This window comes from Dolichospermum flos-aquae CCAP 1403/13F (assembly GCF_012516395.1).
Taxonomy (GTDB): Bacteria; Cyanobacteriota; Cyanobacteriia; order Cyanobacteriales; family Nostocaceae; genus Dolichospermum; species Dolichospermum lemmermannii.
The window spans coordinates 4,937,909-4,951,443 of sequence record NZ_CP051206.1 but is presented as its reverse complement, the minus strand read 5'-3'; the positions used below and the strand labels follow the sequence as shown (position 1 = coordinate 4,951,443).

At 38.1% G+C, this 13,535-nt stretch carries 17 protein-coding genes and 1 pseudogene; 9 read left to right on the top strand and 9 right to left on the bottom strand.

The features are described from left to right. Positions 1 to 55: 55 nt before the first annotated feature. From HGD76_RS23680 to rsmA, 3 genes are read right to left on the bottom strand one after another with little or no spacing between them, the layout of a single operon-like run. Positions 56 to 379: a DUF3082 domain-containing protein gene (locus tag HGD76_RS23680; RefSeq protein ID WP_015080977.1), complete on the bottom strand. Its 324-nt coding sequence runs from the start codon at positions 377 to 379 to the stop codon at positions 56 to 58. Positions 380 to 385: 6 nt separating this feature from the next. Then, positions 386 to 1,330, bottom strand: a complete 945-nt coding sequence (ispE, locus tag HGD76_RS23675; protein ID WP_148765015.1) for a 4-(cytidine 5'-diphospho)-2-C-methyl-D-erythritol kinase — start codon at positions 1,328 to 1,330, stop codon at positions 386 to 388. A 54-nt stretch (positions 1,331 to 1,384) separates the two neighbouring features. Beyond that, positions 1,385 to 2,203: a 16S rRNA (adenine(1518)-N(6)/adenine(1519)-N(6))-dimethyltransferase RsmA gene (rsmA, locus tag HGD76_RS23670; protein WP_168697213.1), complete on the bottom strand. Its 819-nt coding sequence runs from the start codon at positions 2,201 to 2,203 to the stop codon at positions 1,385 to 1,387. Between the two features lie 133 nt (positions 2,204 to 2,336). On the opposite strand from rsmA, the gene HGD76_RS23665 reads away from it, so the two are divergent. Then, entirely contained in the window at positions 2,337 to 2,954 is a 618-nt protein-coding gene (locus HGD76_RS23665; RefSeq protein ID WP_148765011.1) for a CAP family protein, read from the top strand. A 158-nt stretch (positions 2,955 to 3,112) separates the two neighbouring features. On the opposite strand, the gene HGD76_RS23660 is transcribed toward HGD76_RS23665, so the two are convergent. Both HGD76_RS23660 and HGD76_RS26465 read right to left on the bottom strand, forming a co-directional pair. Further along, positions 3,113 to 3,841: a glycosyltransferase gene (locus HGD76_RS23660; RefSeq protein ID WP_233467280.1), complete on the bottom strand. Its 729-nt coding sequence runs from the start codon at positions 3,839 to 3,841 to the stop codon at positions 3,113 to 3,115. A 25-nt stretch (positions 3,842 to 3,866) separates the two neighbouring features. Further along, complete coding sequence (locus HGD76_RS26465; RefSeq protein ID WP_503488466.1) at positions 3,867 to 4,031, bottom strand: glycosyltransferase; 165 nt, start codon at positions 4,029 to 4,031, stop codon at positions 3,867 to 3,869. Here HGD76_RS26465 and HGD76_RS23655 point away from each other — a divergent pair. The 3 genes and pseudogenes from HGD76_RS23655 to HGD76_RS23645 all read left to right on the top strand — a co-directional run. Continuing rightward, positions 4,024 to 4,299, top strand: a pseudogene (locus HGD76_RS23655) (cyclic peptide export ABC transporter); the annotation flags it as partial. The gene HGD76_RS26465 and the pseudogene HGD76_RS23655 overlap by 8 nt on opposite strands. 105 nt (positions 4,300 to 4,404) lie before the next feature. Further along, on the top strand, positions 4,405 to 4,788 hold the full coding sequence (locus HGD76_RS23650) for a DUF2237 family protein (RefSeq protein ID WP_168697212.1): 384 nt from the start codon (positions 4,405 to 4,407) through the stop codon (positions 4,786 to 4,788). Positions 4,789 to 5,166: 378 nt separating this feature from the next. Continuing rightward, positions 5,167 to 5,874, top strand: coding sequence for a DUF6444 domain-containing protein (locus HGD76_RS23645; RefSeq protein ID WP_168694583.1), 708 nt, complete (start codon positions 5,167 to 5,169; stop codon positions 5,872 to 5,874). Positions 5,875 to 5,996: 122 nt separating this feature from the next. Here HGD76_RS23645 and HGD76_RS23640 read toward each other — a convergent pair whose 3' ends face one another. The 3 genes from HGD76_RS23640 to HGD76_RS23630 form a co-directional block, all read right to left on the bottom strand. After that, positions 5,997 to 6,188 (bottom strand): FHA domain-containing protein, encoded by a 192-nt coding sequence (locus HGD76_RS23640; RefSeq protein WP_233466972.1) that lies wholly within the window; start codon positions 6,186 to 6,188, stop codon positions 5,997 to 5,999. 217 nt (positions 6,189 to 6,405) lie between these two features. Next, the gene (locus HGD76_RS23635) at positions 6,406 to 6,699 is read right to left on the bottom strand and encodes a type II toxin-antitoxin system RelE/ParE family toxin (protein ID WP_168697211.1); all 294 of its coding nucleotides are present in this window, start codon (positions 6,697 to 6,699) and stop codon (positions 6,406 to 6,408) included. After that, positions 6,696 to 6,962: a type II toxin-antitoxin system ParD family antitoxin gene (locus HGD76_RS23630; protein ID WP_168697210.1), complete on the bottom strand. Its 267-nt coding sequence runs from the start codon at positions 6,960 to 6,962 to the stop codon at positions 6,696 to 6,698. The genes HGD76_RS23635 and HGD76_RS23630 overlap by 4 nt, the downstream gene beginning before the upstream one ends. Positions 6,963 to 7,817: 855 nt before the next feature. Between HGD76_RS23630 and rpmI the strand changes: the two genes are divergently transcribed. The 5 genes from rpmI to HGD76_RS23605 all read left to right on the top strand — a co-directional run bounded on the left by rpmI (position 7,818) and on the right by HGD76_RS23605 (position 12,068). Beyond that, entirely contained in the window at positions 7,818 to 8,015 is a 198-nt protein-coding gene (rpmI, locus tag HGD76_RS23625) for a 50S ribosomal protein L35 (protein WP_015079972.1), read from the top strand. Between the two features lie 20 nt (positions 8,016 to 8,035). Then, positions 8,036 to 8,392: a 50S ribosomal protein L20 gene (rplT, locus tag HGD76_RS23620; protein ID WP_015079973.1), complete on the top strand. Its 357-nt coding sequence runs from the start codon at positions 8,036 to 8,038 to the stop codon at positions 8,390 to 8,392. Positions 8,393 to 8,502: 110 nt separating this feature from the next. Next, positions 8,503 to 9,288: a transporter substrate-binding domain-containing protein gene (locus HGD76_RS23615; protein WP_168697209.1), complete on the top strand. Its 786-nt coding sequence runs from the start codon at positions 8,503 to 8,505 to the stop codon at positions 9,286 to 9,288. A 70-nt stretch (positions 9,289 to 9,358) separates the two neighbouring features. Beyond that, the gene (locus tag HGD76_RS23610) at positions 9,359 to 9,883 is read left to right on the top strand and encodes a tetratricopeptide repeat protein (RefSeq protein WP_015079975.1); all 525 of its coding nucleotides are present in this window, start codon (positions 9,359 to 9,361) and stop codon (positions 9,881 to 9,883) included. 202 nt (positions 9,884 to 10,085) lie between these two features. Continuing rightward, entirely contained in the window at positions 10,086 to 12,068 is a 1,983-nt protein-coding gene (locus tag HGD76_RS23605; RefSeq protein WP_168697208.1) for a primary-amine oxidase, read from the top strand. Between the two features lie 77 nt (positions 12,069 to 12,145). On the opposite strand, the gene chlP is transcribed toward HGD76_RS23605, so the two are convergent. Beyond that, on the bottom strand, positions 12,146 to 13,366 hold the full coding sequence (gene chlP, locus HGD76_RS23600; protein ID WP_168697207.1) for a geranylgeranyl reductase: 1,221 nt from the start codon (positions 13,364 to 13,366) through the stop codon (positions 12,146 to 12,148). Positions 13,367 to 13,535: the final 169 nt, after the last annotated feature.

The window sequence follows — 13,535 nt, the reverse complement described above, 5'->3', positions numbered from 1 at the left end:
GTTAGAGAAGAAAGCAGGAAGAAGAAAATAACTTCCTATTCCCTATTAGCTGAAACTAACTACTTTTAGGATTGCTTAATTTTTGGATAAAAAGTTGTACTGATAAGGCTAATAATCCTAATGCAACTAATCCAAATATACCCGCACCCAAGGCTACTATACCTACTACTAGGGTACGGACAGCGGCAGCGATATTGATGACGGTTTGGTTATCAGAATGGTTGGGTTTATTGGCAAAAGTAGTAGCGATCGCTATCATGAGAGAATAGGTAATAAAGGCAAATCCACCGGAAATTGTAGCTCCAGTTATACAGCGTAATGGAGTTGCTTGTACTTGAGTAGAACTATCTGCTGATGACGTTTCTTTTGGTTGATTCATAATAAATTAGGCGATTTTAATTCCGTGTTTAATTGTCCGCGTTACAAACAATTCTAAATCCTCATTAGGAATAGCTTCACGTATTCGCTGCTTGACTATTTCTGCTTGAGTTTGAGATTCAACAATGGCAAAGACTGAAGGGCCAGAACCTGACATCATTGTCCCTAAAACCCCTGGTTGACTGGCGAATAATTCCCGCAGTTGCAATACTTGAGGATAAGCTGGTAAGACAACCTTCTCCAAATCATTATGTAGTTCTTGGACAATTTTTTCGGTATTTTTATTCAAGATAGCTTTTACCATGCCTTCTGAATGAAAAGCACTAGCACGAGCCGCTAAACCTTCTGAATCTTGAATATAATTAATCCCAAATTGTTCTCGATAGGTTTTATATGCCCAAGGTGTGGAAACTTCTAAACTGCGATATTTGGCTAATACGATATGTAAATTATCCAAACTTTGTAAAGGAGCGAGTTTTTCACCTCTACCCGTAGCAATTGCCGTTCCTCCAGCAATACAAAATGGCACATCTGAACCGAGATTTGCGCCTAATTCTTCTAGTTCTGATTGAGTTAATCCCAAGTTCCAAAGTAAATCTATTCCTACTAACACCGCTGCGGCATTGGTAGAACCTCCCGCTAAACCAGCAGCAACAGGAATATGCTTTTTAATGGTAATATCAACACCCCCAAAATTACTAAAAGCATTGGGAAATTCCTTAGCCATTAATTCCGCAGCTTTATAAACTAGGTTAGTTTTATCTGTGGGTACTTGGGGATGATCACAGTAGACGCGGATATTATTTGTACTGGCAGGGTGAATATCAATTTGATCAGATAAATCTATACTTTGGAGAATCATTGCTAATTCATGATAGCCGTCGGGACGACTACCAATAATTTCCAAATACAAATTGATTTTGGCAGGTGTAATTAAACTGTAAGAACGCATAACGGTTATAAAAGCAGGGAACAGGGAATAGGGAATAGGGAACAGTAAAGACAACTATTCAGCATTTCCTATCATATTTACCAGTGATACCCATTGGGCAACACCGAGGTCTTCAGCGCGGACTTGGGGATTTATTTCTAATTGTTCCAGTAATTGCGTCAATTGATCACGGTCAATTACCGATTGTAAATTATTTCTTAACATTTTTCGCTTTGACCCAAATCCCAATTTAACTAGAGTTTCCAGCTTCTTGGGGTCATGGGCTGGAATTTCTATTTGTTTAGGAAGTAACCGTACCACAGCGGAATCTACCTTTGGTGGTGGCACAAATGCCGCAGCGGGAACTGTACAAATTAACTCACAATCTGCTAAATATTGTACCCGCACCGATAACGCCCCAAAAGTTCTCGAACCGGGTTTAGCATATAATCTTTCTGCTACTTCTTTTTGTACTAATAAAACGATAGAATCAAAAGGCTCTGGATTGGGATGAGAAATAGTCCCCAGTAACTTTTCAATAATTGGCCCAGTAATATTATAGGGAATATTAGCAACAACTTTATTTTGCTTTTGGAAATTAGGAAATGCTGTTAATTGGGATAGTAAATCAAGAGTCAGAAAATCGCCTTGCAGAAGTAAGAAATTTTCTTTTTCACCCAATTGTTTAGCTAGTAATTTGCACAAATCCCGGTCAATTTCCACTGCTAGTAAAGATTTCACTAGCGGTAATAAACGCCGAGTGAGAATTCCTGTACCGGGGCCAATTTCTAAAACTTTATCAGTTTCCTGACAATTAGCCGCTTGGACAATTGAGTTGAGAGCTTTATCACTTTTTAACCAATGTTGAGCAAACTGTTTACGGGGTTGAATCATTTTGTTAAAAAATATGGCTTTAAAAAAGTATCATATTGTTAGGCGTTTTATGTGTTTTATTTTGTTGACATAAACTTCTTGCCGATAACCTAACTTGTCAAAAATTCATTCTAGTCACAGGACAAATAAAAACATGAATAAATTCTTTTCAACTCTCACTCTAACAACAGGTACAGCTTTAACTCTCATATTAATGGGAATAGCTCCCTCTCAATTTGCCAGTATAATTCCCATGAGTAGCGAACCAGTTTTAGCACAAACATCTATTGATCTAACGACTTTGCGTAGCACTTCTTTATCTAAACATAACAGTTATCGAGCTACTCACCGTAGTCCTAACATGACTATTAGTAGTTCTGCTAACAACACTGCTCAAGCCTGGGCGCAATACCTAGCAACCAATGGATTGTTTCAACACAGCACCTCTGGACAACGGAACAATGCTGGAGAAAACTTGTATGTCTCCTATACTACAGCACCCTCAGTAAACTATGCCGCCCTGGCTAACACAGCAGTTCAGTCATGGTACGATGAAGTCAAATTATATAACTATAATAGTCCAGGGTTTTCCTCGGCTACTGGGCATTTTACCCAGGTTGTGTGGAAAAGTAGTACCCAATTAGGTTGTGGTACGGCAAAAGGTACTAAAACTCTGAATGGTACTAAATATAATGCTTTCTATGTTGTCTGTCATTATTTACCTGCTGGTAATGTGCAAGGGCAATTTCCCGCTAACGTGTTAAAACCGTAGTTAAATGGGTGGTTATGAACCGTATCTACATAGGTAAAATCCACCTGTCCAGGTTTTAAAGCTTTGATTTTTCTAAGTCCGCACTGACGGACTTTTTTTTTATGGACTTAATTCAAGAAATAGGGTTTTGATCTTATTAGTATGATCATGAAATAAAATCAGACACCCATTTCTAATTTACCATTTTTAACTAATTTAAACTTTGTCCCTCGCCATTCAATAGTATTACCAAAAAAGCCACAACACCAAATTATAAATCTCACTATATCAGCAACAGGAATTAACCAAAAATACTTTTTAGTAACTGCATCATTAAGAACTTTTACCCCTATTACCCAAGCCATAATTAATCGCATGAGTAAAGTTATGGATACAACCAACAAAGAGAGAATAGAAGCACCACTAGTTATTAATAATAGTAAACTAGAAACTGTGCCAAAAGTAAATATTAATCCCGCGTAACCCCCAGGACGAGAAACGCGAATACAACGCGCCCAACGAATTTGGCGATTGATAGAATCTAATAAACTACTATGTCCTAATCCGTGTTCTACAATATAGTTAGACAAAACTACTTTATCCCCGGCTTGAGTTGGTAAATAACCAAGTTGATAGTCGTCTGCTAAATAATCAACTACGGCGGCAAAACCGCCAATTTTTGCTAATGTGGTTTTACGAATGACAATGGTTGAACCCAAAGCAAATTTTATCCCCTCTAATTGATTACTAACTAAAATACCGGGTTGAAAATCTGTAGCTATACAAATAGCTTCTAAAATAGTAGCTATTCCTTGGGCTGTGGAACGATATAAACAGGTAACAACACCAACTTTTTCATCTTTTAGTGGTTGAATAACTGTTTGCAAATAGTCTGAACCGACGAGAATATCACTATCAGCAATTACTAAAATATCATGTTTGGCAGCGGTGACATTGTTGACAAAATGAAGCTAAGTTGGTGTAAGTCCCCTTATCAACACCACACAGCGGTTTCAGGATAGTGACAGGGGGATGAAATTTTGGGTTTATGGGAGGGGAGTCACGCAAAAAAGCTATCGCTGTATAAACACTTTCCACTACAGCCCTTTCTCAAGGACAAAGAAAACGCCTCGCATTACTAACAGCATATTTAGAAAATCGGCAAATTTATCTATTTGATGAATGGGCTGCTGATCAAGATCCCTTATTCAAAGATATATTCTATACTCCATTATTGCCAGAATTAAAAGCACAGGGAAAAACAATTTTAGTAATTAGTCATGATGATCATTATTTTCATTTAGCCGATAGAATTATTAAATTAAACTATGGTAAAATTGAATTTGATAAACTCCCACAAACTTAAAAAATCAAGACCTACGCAAAATATCTCTCAAACCCTCTTTCTCTGCGTCCTCTGCGCCTCTGCGGTTCGTTTTCCCTAATAAATTAAAATTGTGAGGAATTAATCATGACAGAAGCTAAAAACGTACTGGGTACAAAATTAGAAATTTGCTGCACTTCTCCCATGACTGGCTTTTACCGTGATGGATTTTGTACCACAGGTGGACAGGATACGGGAATGCACGTTGTTTGCGCTCAAGTGACAGAGGAATTTTTGCAATATACTAAATCCCAGGGTAATGATTTGAGTACACCTGCACCTTATTTTAGTTTTCCCGGCTTAAAACCCGGTGATTGTTGGTGTTTATGCGCTGCAAGATGGCAAGAAGCCCTAGAAGATGGTGTAGCACCGACCGTGGTTTTAGAAGCTACCCATGCTAGGGCTTTGGAGGCTTGTAATTTAGCAGATTTGCAAAAACATCGGGTAATTCGTAATGAGGAAAATGGGTAATAATTATTAGCAAATATAGCAATAGTATATGAATTTTGAAAAAATCTGGGTAGCCAGTAGCCAGGGAATAAATTCCCTGTCTCAAAGCTGAAGTCGGTTAAAACCGACTGTTTTTAGAGTGCGTTTTAACGCACTTTAGCTATTAGCCCGGAAATTCATTTCCGGGTGGGTGTGGAAGCTGACAGATAAACCCAATAAACCGCCTGGGAATGAATTCCCAGTCTCATAGCTAAAGTCATCTAAAGATGACTAAAGAATAGAAAATTTTAAAATTGGGTAGGGGTTTAGCATTGCTAAACCCCTACAGCTAGTAACTGTTCACAGGATTAATTTGGCTACTAGAAAAAATAAGTAGAAAGACATGGTAGAGTAGAAGGCATGGAAAAAATCAGCCTCATCTGCCACACCTATAAAACGGAAATACCGGAAACGGATTGGGAACAGACTCCAACCAGTGTCAAAGGACGGATGGAGGAGATGAAGCAGTGGATACAAGAATTAGAAGAAAAACTGAATAGAACATCAAAGAATTCATCATCACCACCATCAGCAGATCCACTCAACACAGAAAAGAAACCAATCAAGAAAAAAAGTGGGAAAAAGAGAGGGGGACAACCAGGACACAAGGGATTTACAAAGTTTCTATATCCAGAATCTGAGTGTGAGGAGGTAATAAATTACAAGCCAGAGTCCTGTAGTAGCTGTGGAGGGCAGTTGGAAGGAGAAGATGCTAACCCATACAGACATCCCTCTTGTAGAAATACCACCTATCAAACCCGAACCATTAATAAACTGAGAATGGAAGCGAGTAACGCCGTAGAAAAGGCAGTAGAAGAGGCGAAAACCTACATCCAGAATGCGGCAGTAGTGGGTGCAGATGAAACCAGATTTAGTCAAAAAAACACGGATGGATGCAACGGCAAAAATAGTCAAGCCTGGTTATGGACAGCAGTTACACCATTAGTCACCTTCTTTGAGATTACACTAACTCGGTGTACAGATGCCGCCAAGAATTTATTAGGGGAGAGGTTTGCTGGAATTTTAACCACCTTCTCCTTCTCTACTTCCACAAGTTCCAGTACCTAAGTAAGTTATAAATACTGCTGTGTTTTGCGTAGTTATTCATTTGTATTCCAGATGGATTAGCAAGTGATTTTCATAGCTATAACTACTTCACACATTCTATTTCACGGTATTTAAGTCACCAATTACCCCTTTGAACGGTTACTATCTAATAAGCAATGATAGCGGGAAACTGTCATATCAATATTATCAGCAATTTGCAAATTGCAATCTTCACCTCTACCGATAATACAAGTGCTGCGACTATCAAATATATATTGTTTTCCTGAAAGTTTCCCTGTAGTAATGGTGAGGGTGAGGGTAACGGTAGATGGCATTTTTTTATAGTTGATTATTTGAGGTTGTGGTAAATATTATAGTTGATATCCCCGACTTCTTGGATCAAATTTGTGATTTATTTAACGTTTAAACTGTCTGAATCAGGATATCCAGGATTTAAGGATTTTCAGGATTTTGGATGTGAGAATTTTTGTGATGTGGGAATTTTTTGGATATTATTTGATTGATGATCAAAATTCTCAGTTAATAAAACATCTATTCTGCGAATAAAGCTTCTAAATCTTGGCGACCATTCACGACTCTAAGAATTTCAATATTATTATCAACAACTTGATAAAAAATGATGTAACCATTTAAAGGAAGTCCACGCATTCCCTGTCTTATGTATTCGTAACTGCGTCCCATTTGAGGAAATAGCAGTAATTTTTCACACTTTTTTGTGAAATCTTGAAAGAGTATTTCTCCCGCTTCAATATTTCTGTTTAAAAAGTATTCAGAAATGCTATCTAAATCTCGAATTGCTAGAGGTGAAATCAAACATTGATTCATTTTTTTTCCTCTCGCGCATGACGAAATTTTGCCTGTATCTGTTCAACAACTGTTTCTAAAGGAACTCCTTCTCCTCGTTCTAATTCTGCTGCGGCTTCATTCACTTTAATTCTCACATCTTCTACCCAGTCTTCATATTCTCGTTGTTTTTCTTGTAAAAGTTGTAGAGCTTGATTAATGACGGCTTCAGCATTAGGAAATCTCCCTTGAGCTAACTGGTTTTGAATAAACTGTTCTTGTTCTGGTTTTAGGGTAATATTCATTGTCTATTTCCTATAACTGATAATTTTCATTATAAACGTAATTGTCTGAATCAGGATGTCTAGGATTTTAGGATTTACAGAATGTTGTTGAATGATTTTTGGTGGGGAGTTGGGGATTTTTACAGGGCAAACGCACCTAAATTCTGTAATCCATGCCCAGCAAGGGTTTCAACCTTTAGTTACAAAAATCAACAATCGTCAAAACCTTTGTCCAGTAAGCATTCTAAAAATAAGATGCGCTTGCCCTGGGGATTTTTATTTGTCTGATAGCGTAGCGTGGCGTTAGCCATATCAGGATTTCCAGGATTTGAGGATGTACAGGATGTTATTGGATGATTTTTGGTGGGGGGTTGGATATTTTTATTTGTCTGATAGCGAAGCGTGGCGTAGCCATATCAGGATAGTTTAGGTAATGATAATATCACAATCCTGTACATCCTTAAATCCTGTAAATCCTGATTCAGACGATCCAAAATTTTACTATATATGCGCGGATAGATTTCTACTCCTAACATTAGTGTAAACCAATTATCGCATCTTGTCAAGTCTTGATGTCAAGAATCATATAAAAAACTGAAAATCAAAAATCTCCACCGCAAACCAACATCCTGTAAGTCCTAAAATCCTGTAAATCCTGATTCAGACAATCCAAAAGTTTACTATATATGCGCGGACAGATTTCTACTCATAACATTAGTGTAAACTAGAATTTTCGCCTTGTCAAGTCTTGAGGTAAAATCTTTTGAATGAATATAATGGCTATGTCCTGGGAATCCTTGCCGATCTTGCCAATGGGGCATACAATTTGCCTTTTCTCGTATATAATTGTAGATTGTGTTGAATTAAAGCCAGACCATGCCTAAATTAAAGACTCGCAAGGCTGCGGCGAAGAGATTCCGCGTCACCGGTACCGGTAAAATCGTCCGCCGTAAACCGTTCAAAAACCACTTATTAGAGCATAAATCCTCTAGCAAAAAGAGCAATATGTCCAAAATGGCAATTGTTCATGAACGGGACGAACCTAACGTGCGTTTAATGCTTCCATATTTGTAAAAGATCACAGGTAATAAGATATGACTCGGGTAAAACGCGGTAATGTAGCTCGTAAACGCCGCAATAAAATTCTCAAACTAGCTAAAGGTTTCCGTGGTTCTCACTCAACTTTGTTTAGAACCGCTAACCAACAAGTAATGAAGGCGCTTCGCAGTGCTTACCGCGATCGCAAAAAGAAGAAGCGTGATTTTCGCCGTCTGTGGATAGCACGGATTAACGCAGCTTCTAGACAACACGGTTTAAGCTATAGCCGTTTGATTGGTAATTTGAAAAAGGCCAATGTGGAACTAAACCGCAAAATGTTGGCACAATTGGCAATTCTTGATCCTGCAAGCTTCGCTAAAATTGCGGAACTCGCTAACTCGGTTAACGGATAAAGGTGGCAACGGATGAATAACGGATGTAACAGATGGCACTTCGGAGAATTGAAAATTAAAAATCAAGAAACTTTTTGGCATTTTTAATTGGAGTAAAACGCAGAGCGATTATGAATAAGTTACATCTGGTATTATCCGCTACCCTATCTTTGATTTTTTGGCTGTCTTTTCTCAGTGGAAATTTAACTGCATCTGCCGCAACAATGGCGGAAATTCAGCAGCGAGGCTATTTAAATATGGCAGTTAAGGATAATCTTCGTCCTTTGGGATTTAGGGATGACAAGGGCAATTTACAAGGGTTAGAGATTGATTTAGCCAAACGTTTGGCCAGTGATTTGTTGGGTAAAGCTGACGCTGTGAAATTGCAACCAGTAGCTAATAGCGATCGCTTACCTGTAGTCTTTAATCAACAAGTTGATTTGGCTATTGCTGGAGTCACAGCCACAGAGTCACGTTCCCGCATTGTTAGCTTCAGTGTTCCTTATTATTATGATGGGGCAGCAATAGTTACAAAAAATACATCTATTCAAGAATTAAAAGATATAGACAAAGGGAAAATAGCCGTTCTCAACAACTCTAGCACTGTTGGATACTTAAAATATTTTGCACCGTCTGCTGAATTGGTCGGCGTAAATTCTTACGCCCAAGGCTGGGAAAAAATAGAAAATAATCAGGTAGATGGTTTTGCAGCGGATATCAGCGTTCTTAGTGGTTGGGTGCAAGCACATCCTGGTTATCGCATATTGACAACTAAATTATCAGCACAACCATTATCTGTAGTTATGCCAAAGGGATTGCAGTATGATCAGTTAAGACGTAACGTGAATGAAGCGATCGCTCGTTATACGGTTACAGGTTGGCTAAAAGAACGGATAGAATATTGGGGATTGTCGTAATTTAGTGAGAAATATACAACCTAATAACTGATAATAGATAGGGTATTTTAATAATTTGTATTTGTAGAAAATGGATAGCAATTTAGTCGTCATTTATCTGTCAATTTTTGTTGGTTTACTTGCATTTGCAGGTGTGAGTGTTTTTCGTCAAGTATTCAAAACCCGCAAACTTGAAAACTCTCTAGGTAAGTTAAAAAACAAATTAACTAAAGAAAAAGGTACGGCTCAAGAATATTATGAATTAGCTAGTATCTATTCAGAAAAAAAAGTATTTAGCCAAGCCATACCCCTATTTCAAAAATCTCTCAAAGCAGCCGAAGAAGAGGGAGAAGAATCTATTGCTCCCATTTACAACGGTTTGGGATATGTTTACTTTGCTCAAGAGCAATATGACTTAGCAATTCGTCAGTACAAAGAAGCGATTAAATTGAACCCAGATTATGTATCAGCCTTAAATAATCTCGGACACGCTTATGAGAAGAAAAAATTGAATGCTCAAGCCTTGGAAATGTATGAAGCAACACTCAAATTATCACCTAATAACCCCGTTGCTAAACGTCGGGCTGAATCTTTACGTCGCTTAGTTTCTATATAAGTAAATTATCTCGTTCCCAGTCTCTGACTGGGAATGCTATCACAGAGGCTCTGCCTCTACTTTTATCAAAGGCAGAGCCTTCTAGAATTCATTCCCATGCAGAGTATGGGAACGAGGAAAGTTAAAATATCCTCTTAATCTTACTGTTTCTCATCTTTAGTTGAGGAATCAATAAATGTACTTTTTCAGAAAAATGTGCAAGATGATTAAGAGGCTAAATCTTTTTTACAGGCTAACTATTAGCATTATTATTTTCATTAATATCTGCTGGGGATTTTCTAACATTGTATTAGCTGAAGAAGCGATAATTCCACACCCTCTCAACCCCTTAACAGAACAAGAAATTAATACAGCAGTTACCATAGTTAAAGAGCAAAAAAATCTCAGTGAAACCGCAATTTTTCCCATAATTTCCTTACAAGAACCCGATAAAAAAGCAGTCTTAAATTTTACACCTGGTAAATCATTTCTCCGCCAGGTTTTTTTGCAAGTTTATGAAATCGAACTGAATAAAACCTTTACTGGAACAGTTAATTTAAATACTAAAAATCTCACTTCCTGGCAAGAAATACCTCACGGACAACCTGCTATTTTAAACCCAGATTATGCCATAGCTAACGAAGTCGTAAAATCAGATTTACGTTGGCAAATAGCTATGCAAAAACGGGGAATTAAAGATTTTAAAAATGTAGAAATAAGTTGTTGGGGAGCAGGAATACTCAATAAAGCAGAAGCAAAATCTGGTAATCGAATTTGTCGAGCATTATCTTATTATCAAGGTAAACATTGGAATTTTTATGCCCGTCCCATAGAAGGCGTTTTAGTTACAGTTAATTTAAATAAAGGTGAAGTTGATAGCTTTGTTGATAATGGGATAGTTCCTCTTTCCCAAGAAAATTGGGATTATGATGTTAATGCTTCTAGTCAAGTAATTGCACCACCAAAAACATTAAATATTAATCAACCAGAAGGAACAAGTTTCCAAATTAAAGGTAATGAAATTACTTGGCAAGGTTGGAAATTTCGTTATTTAATGCACCCCCGCGAAGGTTTAGTTTTGTATCTTGTCAAATATAATGATGGTGAAAAAGATAGATCAATTTTATATCGTGGTAGTCTTTCAGAAATGGCAGTTCCTTACGGTCATCCTCAGCCCAATTGGTCATTTCGTAATGCCTTTGATGTGGGAGAATATAATTTGGGATTATTAGCGAATAAACTAGAATTAGGTAAAGAAATTCCTGAAAATGGAGTTTTATTAAATACAGTGTTTGCTAATCCTGAAGGAGAACCTTTTACCATACCTGCATTAGTGGGAATTTATGAAAGAGATAACGGTATCCTGTGGAAACATTTTAATTACAGAAATCAACAAAAATATATCCGTCGTAATCGTGAATTAGTCATGAAAATGATGGCAACAGTTGATAACTATGATTACAGTATCAATTGGATATTTAGGCAAGACGGTACTTTAGAAGTAGAAAATGAGTTAACGGGGATTGATTTAGTCCAGGGAACAGCCAGCATAAAACAAACTGAAAATAAGTCATTTGGCAGATTATTAGCTAAAAATATCTTTGGTGTAAATCATCAGCATTTTTTCAATTATCGCTTAGATTTAGATATAGATGGACAAGCTAATTCTGTAATGGAAATGAATGTAGAAGCGTTACCAATGGATGATAAAAACCCGTTAGGCAATGCCATAACTGTAGAAGATACTCCACTAAAAACCGAAAAATCTGCTGTGCGTGATATGGATATTCAACACAGTCGAGAATGGATGATTGCTAGTGCAGATAAACAAAATAATTTAGGTGTTTCACCTGCATATATGTTAATGCCAGGAGGAAATACAATTTTGTATGCGGTAGAAGGTGCCAATATTAGGAAAAAAGCAGGTTTTGCAACTCATCATTTCTGGGTGACAAAATATAAACCCAATGAAATGTATGCAGGTGGAGACTATCCCAATCAAACGCAATTGGGGGAGGGTTTACCAAAATATATTGGTGATAATGAATCTGTGAATAATGAAGATCTAGTTGTCTGGTACACAATGGGAATCACTCATATTCCCCGTCCAGAAGATTGGCCTGTAATGCCAACTCACCGCGTTGGTTTTAAATTGATGCCCAGGGGATTTTTTAAGAGGAATCCCGCGATTAATTTGGGTGAGTGAAACAAAAATAATATGTAATTTATTCACCCAAAAAAAAAGAAGCCCAAAATTTATTTCTGGGCTTCTCATGTCCCCTTTTAGGGCGCAAGGGCATTACCGCGAATTAAGCTACCAAGAGTTTTGGCAGTAATTTTTAATTGAGTGAAGGGGTTAGCGGGAACTACAGTTTTATAAAGATAACTATCAAAAGTTAGCTTTTGTACATCCATGTCATCACACATTTCTACAAATGCTTCGCGGGTAGCATCGGAACGATAGAAGACGTTTTGGAGAATGTCTAATACTTTGTAGGTGAGTCCGTATTTCTTATCCCAACGTTTCAGGTATACTTTGAGGTCGGCTTCTGTGGGAATCCGCGCACCGCCGTTAGCTGCTTCTACAATGGCCTCGGCGCACATTCTGCCAGATTTAGCCGCAAAATAAATACCTTCACCAGAAGACTTGGTAACATAACCAGCAGCATCTCCTACCAAGGCTATGCGTCCAACAACGCGACGGGGACGGGGATGTTCCGGGATGGGGTGTGCCTCTATTTTGATGATTTCACCGCCGGCTAGTTTTTCAGAAGCACGGGCGCGAATACCAGCTTGGAATTGTTTGATTCTGGCTTTGTTGATGTGCATTGTGCCAGTACCTACCGCTACGTGATCATATTTGGGGAATACCCAAGCGTAGAAGTCGGTAGAAACATCATCGCCAACGTACATTTCGGCGAGTTCATTGTAATAGGCCATTTTGTCTTGGGGAAGACGAATACGTTCTTGGAAAGCGATCGCATAATTGTAATCCCCAGCACCCATATCCTTAGCAATGCGGGAATTTGCCCCGTCCGCACCAACGATTAAATCCACTTTCAGGGTTTTAGTAACGCCCTGCGCTCCTTCTCCTGTATGGTCAAGGTAGTGGATTGTATAGGGGTCAGACTTGCCGGCAGGAATATCAACTTTATGAACAGTGGCGTTAATTAAATTTGCCCCTAATTTTTCCGCCCGGTCTCGCAAGAAGCCATCCAACACTTCTCTGCGGCACATTCCTATGTATTCATCTTGATTTATTAGATTGATATCAACCTCACGATTAGAGGGAGAAATCATTTTCATTTTGCGGACTTGACGGTCAATAATTTCTGGAGGTAAGTCAAATTCCTTCACCATACAGAGGGGAATAGCACCCCCGCAAGGCTTGGCGTAATCTAGCTTCCGCTCAAATAAATAGGTTTCAATCCCAGCTTTAGCTAGTGTTTCAGCAGCGCATGAACCCGCAGGTCCTGAACCAACAACAGCAACCCGTAGTGTCAAAGGTTTTCTCCCAATTATAAACATTTTCCCAAAGTATCCTATCACGGACTTTTGGCTGAATTCCTTCTATAGCTCTATGTTTTGATAGAAATGCAATATTCCTTAATATTTCGATATAAAAACCCCACATTTCTTATCCTATAAGTAGAGATTAATCAATGGTAATTAA

Coding starts and splice junctions, on each gene's coding strand:
- HGD76_RS23680 (WP_015080977.1), bottom strand. CDS start 379: ATGAATCAACCAAAAGAAACGTCATCAGCAGATAGTTCTACTCAAGTA.
- ispE (WP_148765015.1), bottom strand. CDS start 1,330: ATGCGTTCTTACAGTTTAATTACACCTGCCAAAATCAATTTGTATTTG.
- rsmA (WP_168697213.1), bottom strand. CDS start 2,203: ATGATTCAACCCCGTAAACAGTTTGCTCAACATTGGTTAAAAAGTGAT.
- HGD76_RS23665 (WP_148765011.1), top strand. CDS start 2,337: ATGAATAAATTCTTTTCAACTCTCACTCTAACAACAGGTACAGCTTTA.
- HGD76_RS23650 (WP_168697212.1), top strand. CDS start 4,405: ATGACAGAAGCTAAAAACGTACTGGGTACAAAATTAGAAATTTGCTGC.
- HGD76_RS23645 (WP_168694583.1), top strand. CDS start 5,167: ATGGAAAAAATCAGCCTCATCTGCCACACCTATAAAACGGAAATACCG.
- HGD76_RS23640 (WP_233466972.1), bottom strand. CDS start 6,188: ATGCCATCTACCGTTACCCTCACCCTCACCATTACTACAGGGAAACTT.
- HGD76_RS23635 (WP_168697211.1), bottom strand. CDS start 6,699: ATGAATCAATGTTTGATTTCACCTCTAGCAATTCGAGATTTAGATAGC.
- HGD76_RS23630 (WP_168697210.1), bottom strand. CDS start 6,962: ATGAATATTACCCTAAAACCAGAACAAGAACAGTTTATTCAAAACCAG.
- rpmI (WP_015079972.1), top strand. CDS start 7,818: ATGCCTAAATTAAAGACTCGCAAGGCTGCGGCGAAGAGATTCCGCGTC.
- rplT (WP_015079973.1), top strand. CDS start 8,036: ATGACTCGGGTAAAACGCGGTAATGTAGCTCGTAAACGCCGCAATAAA.
- HGD76_RS23615 (WP_168697209.1), top strand. CDS start 8,503: ATGAATAAGTTACATCTGGTATTATCCGCTACCCTATCTTTGATTTTT.
- HGD76_RS23610 (WP_015079975.1), top strand. CDS start 9,359: ATGGATAGCAATTTAGTCGTCATTTATCTGTCAATTTTTGTTGGTTTA.
- HGD76_RS23605 (WP_168697208.1), top strand. CDS start 10,086: ATGATTAAGAGGCTAAATCTTTTTTACAGGCTAACTATTAGCATTATT.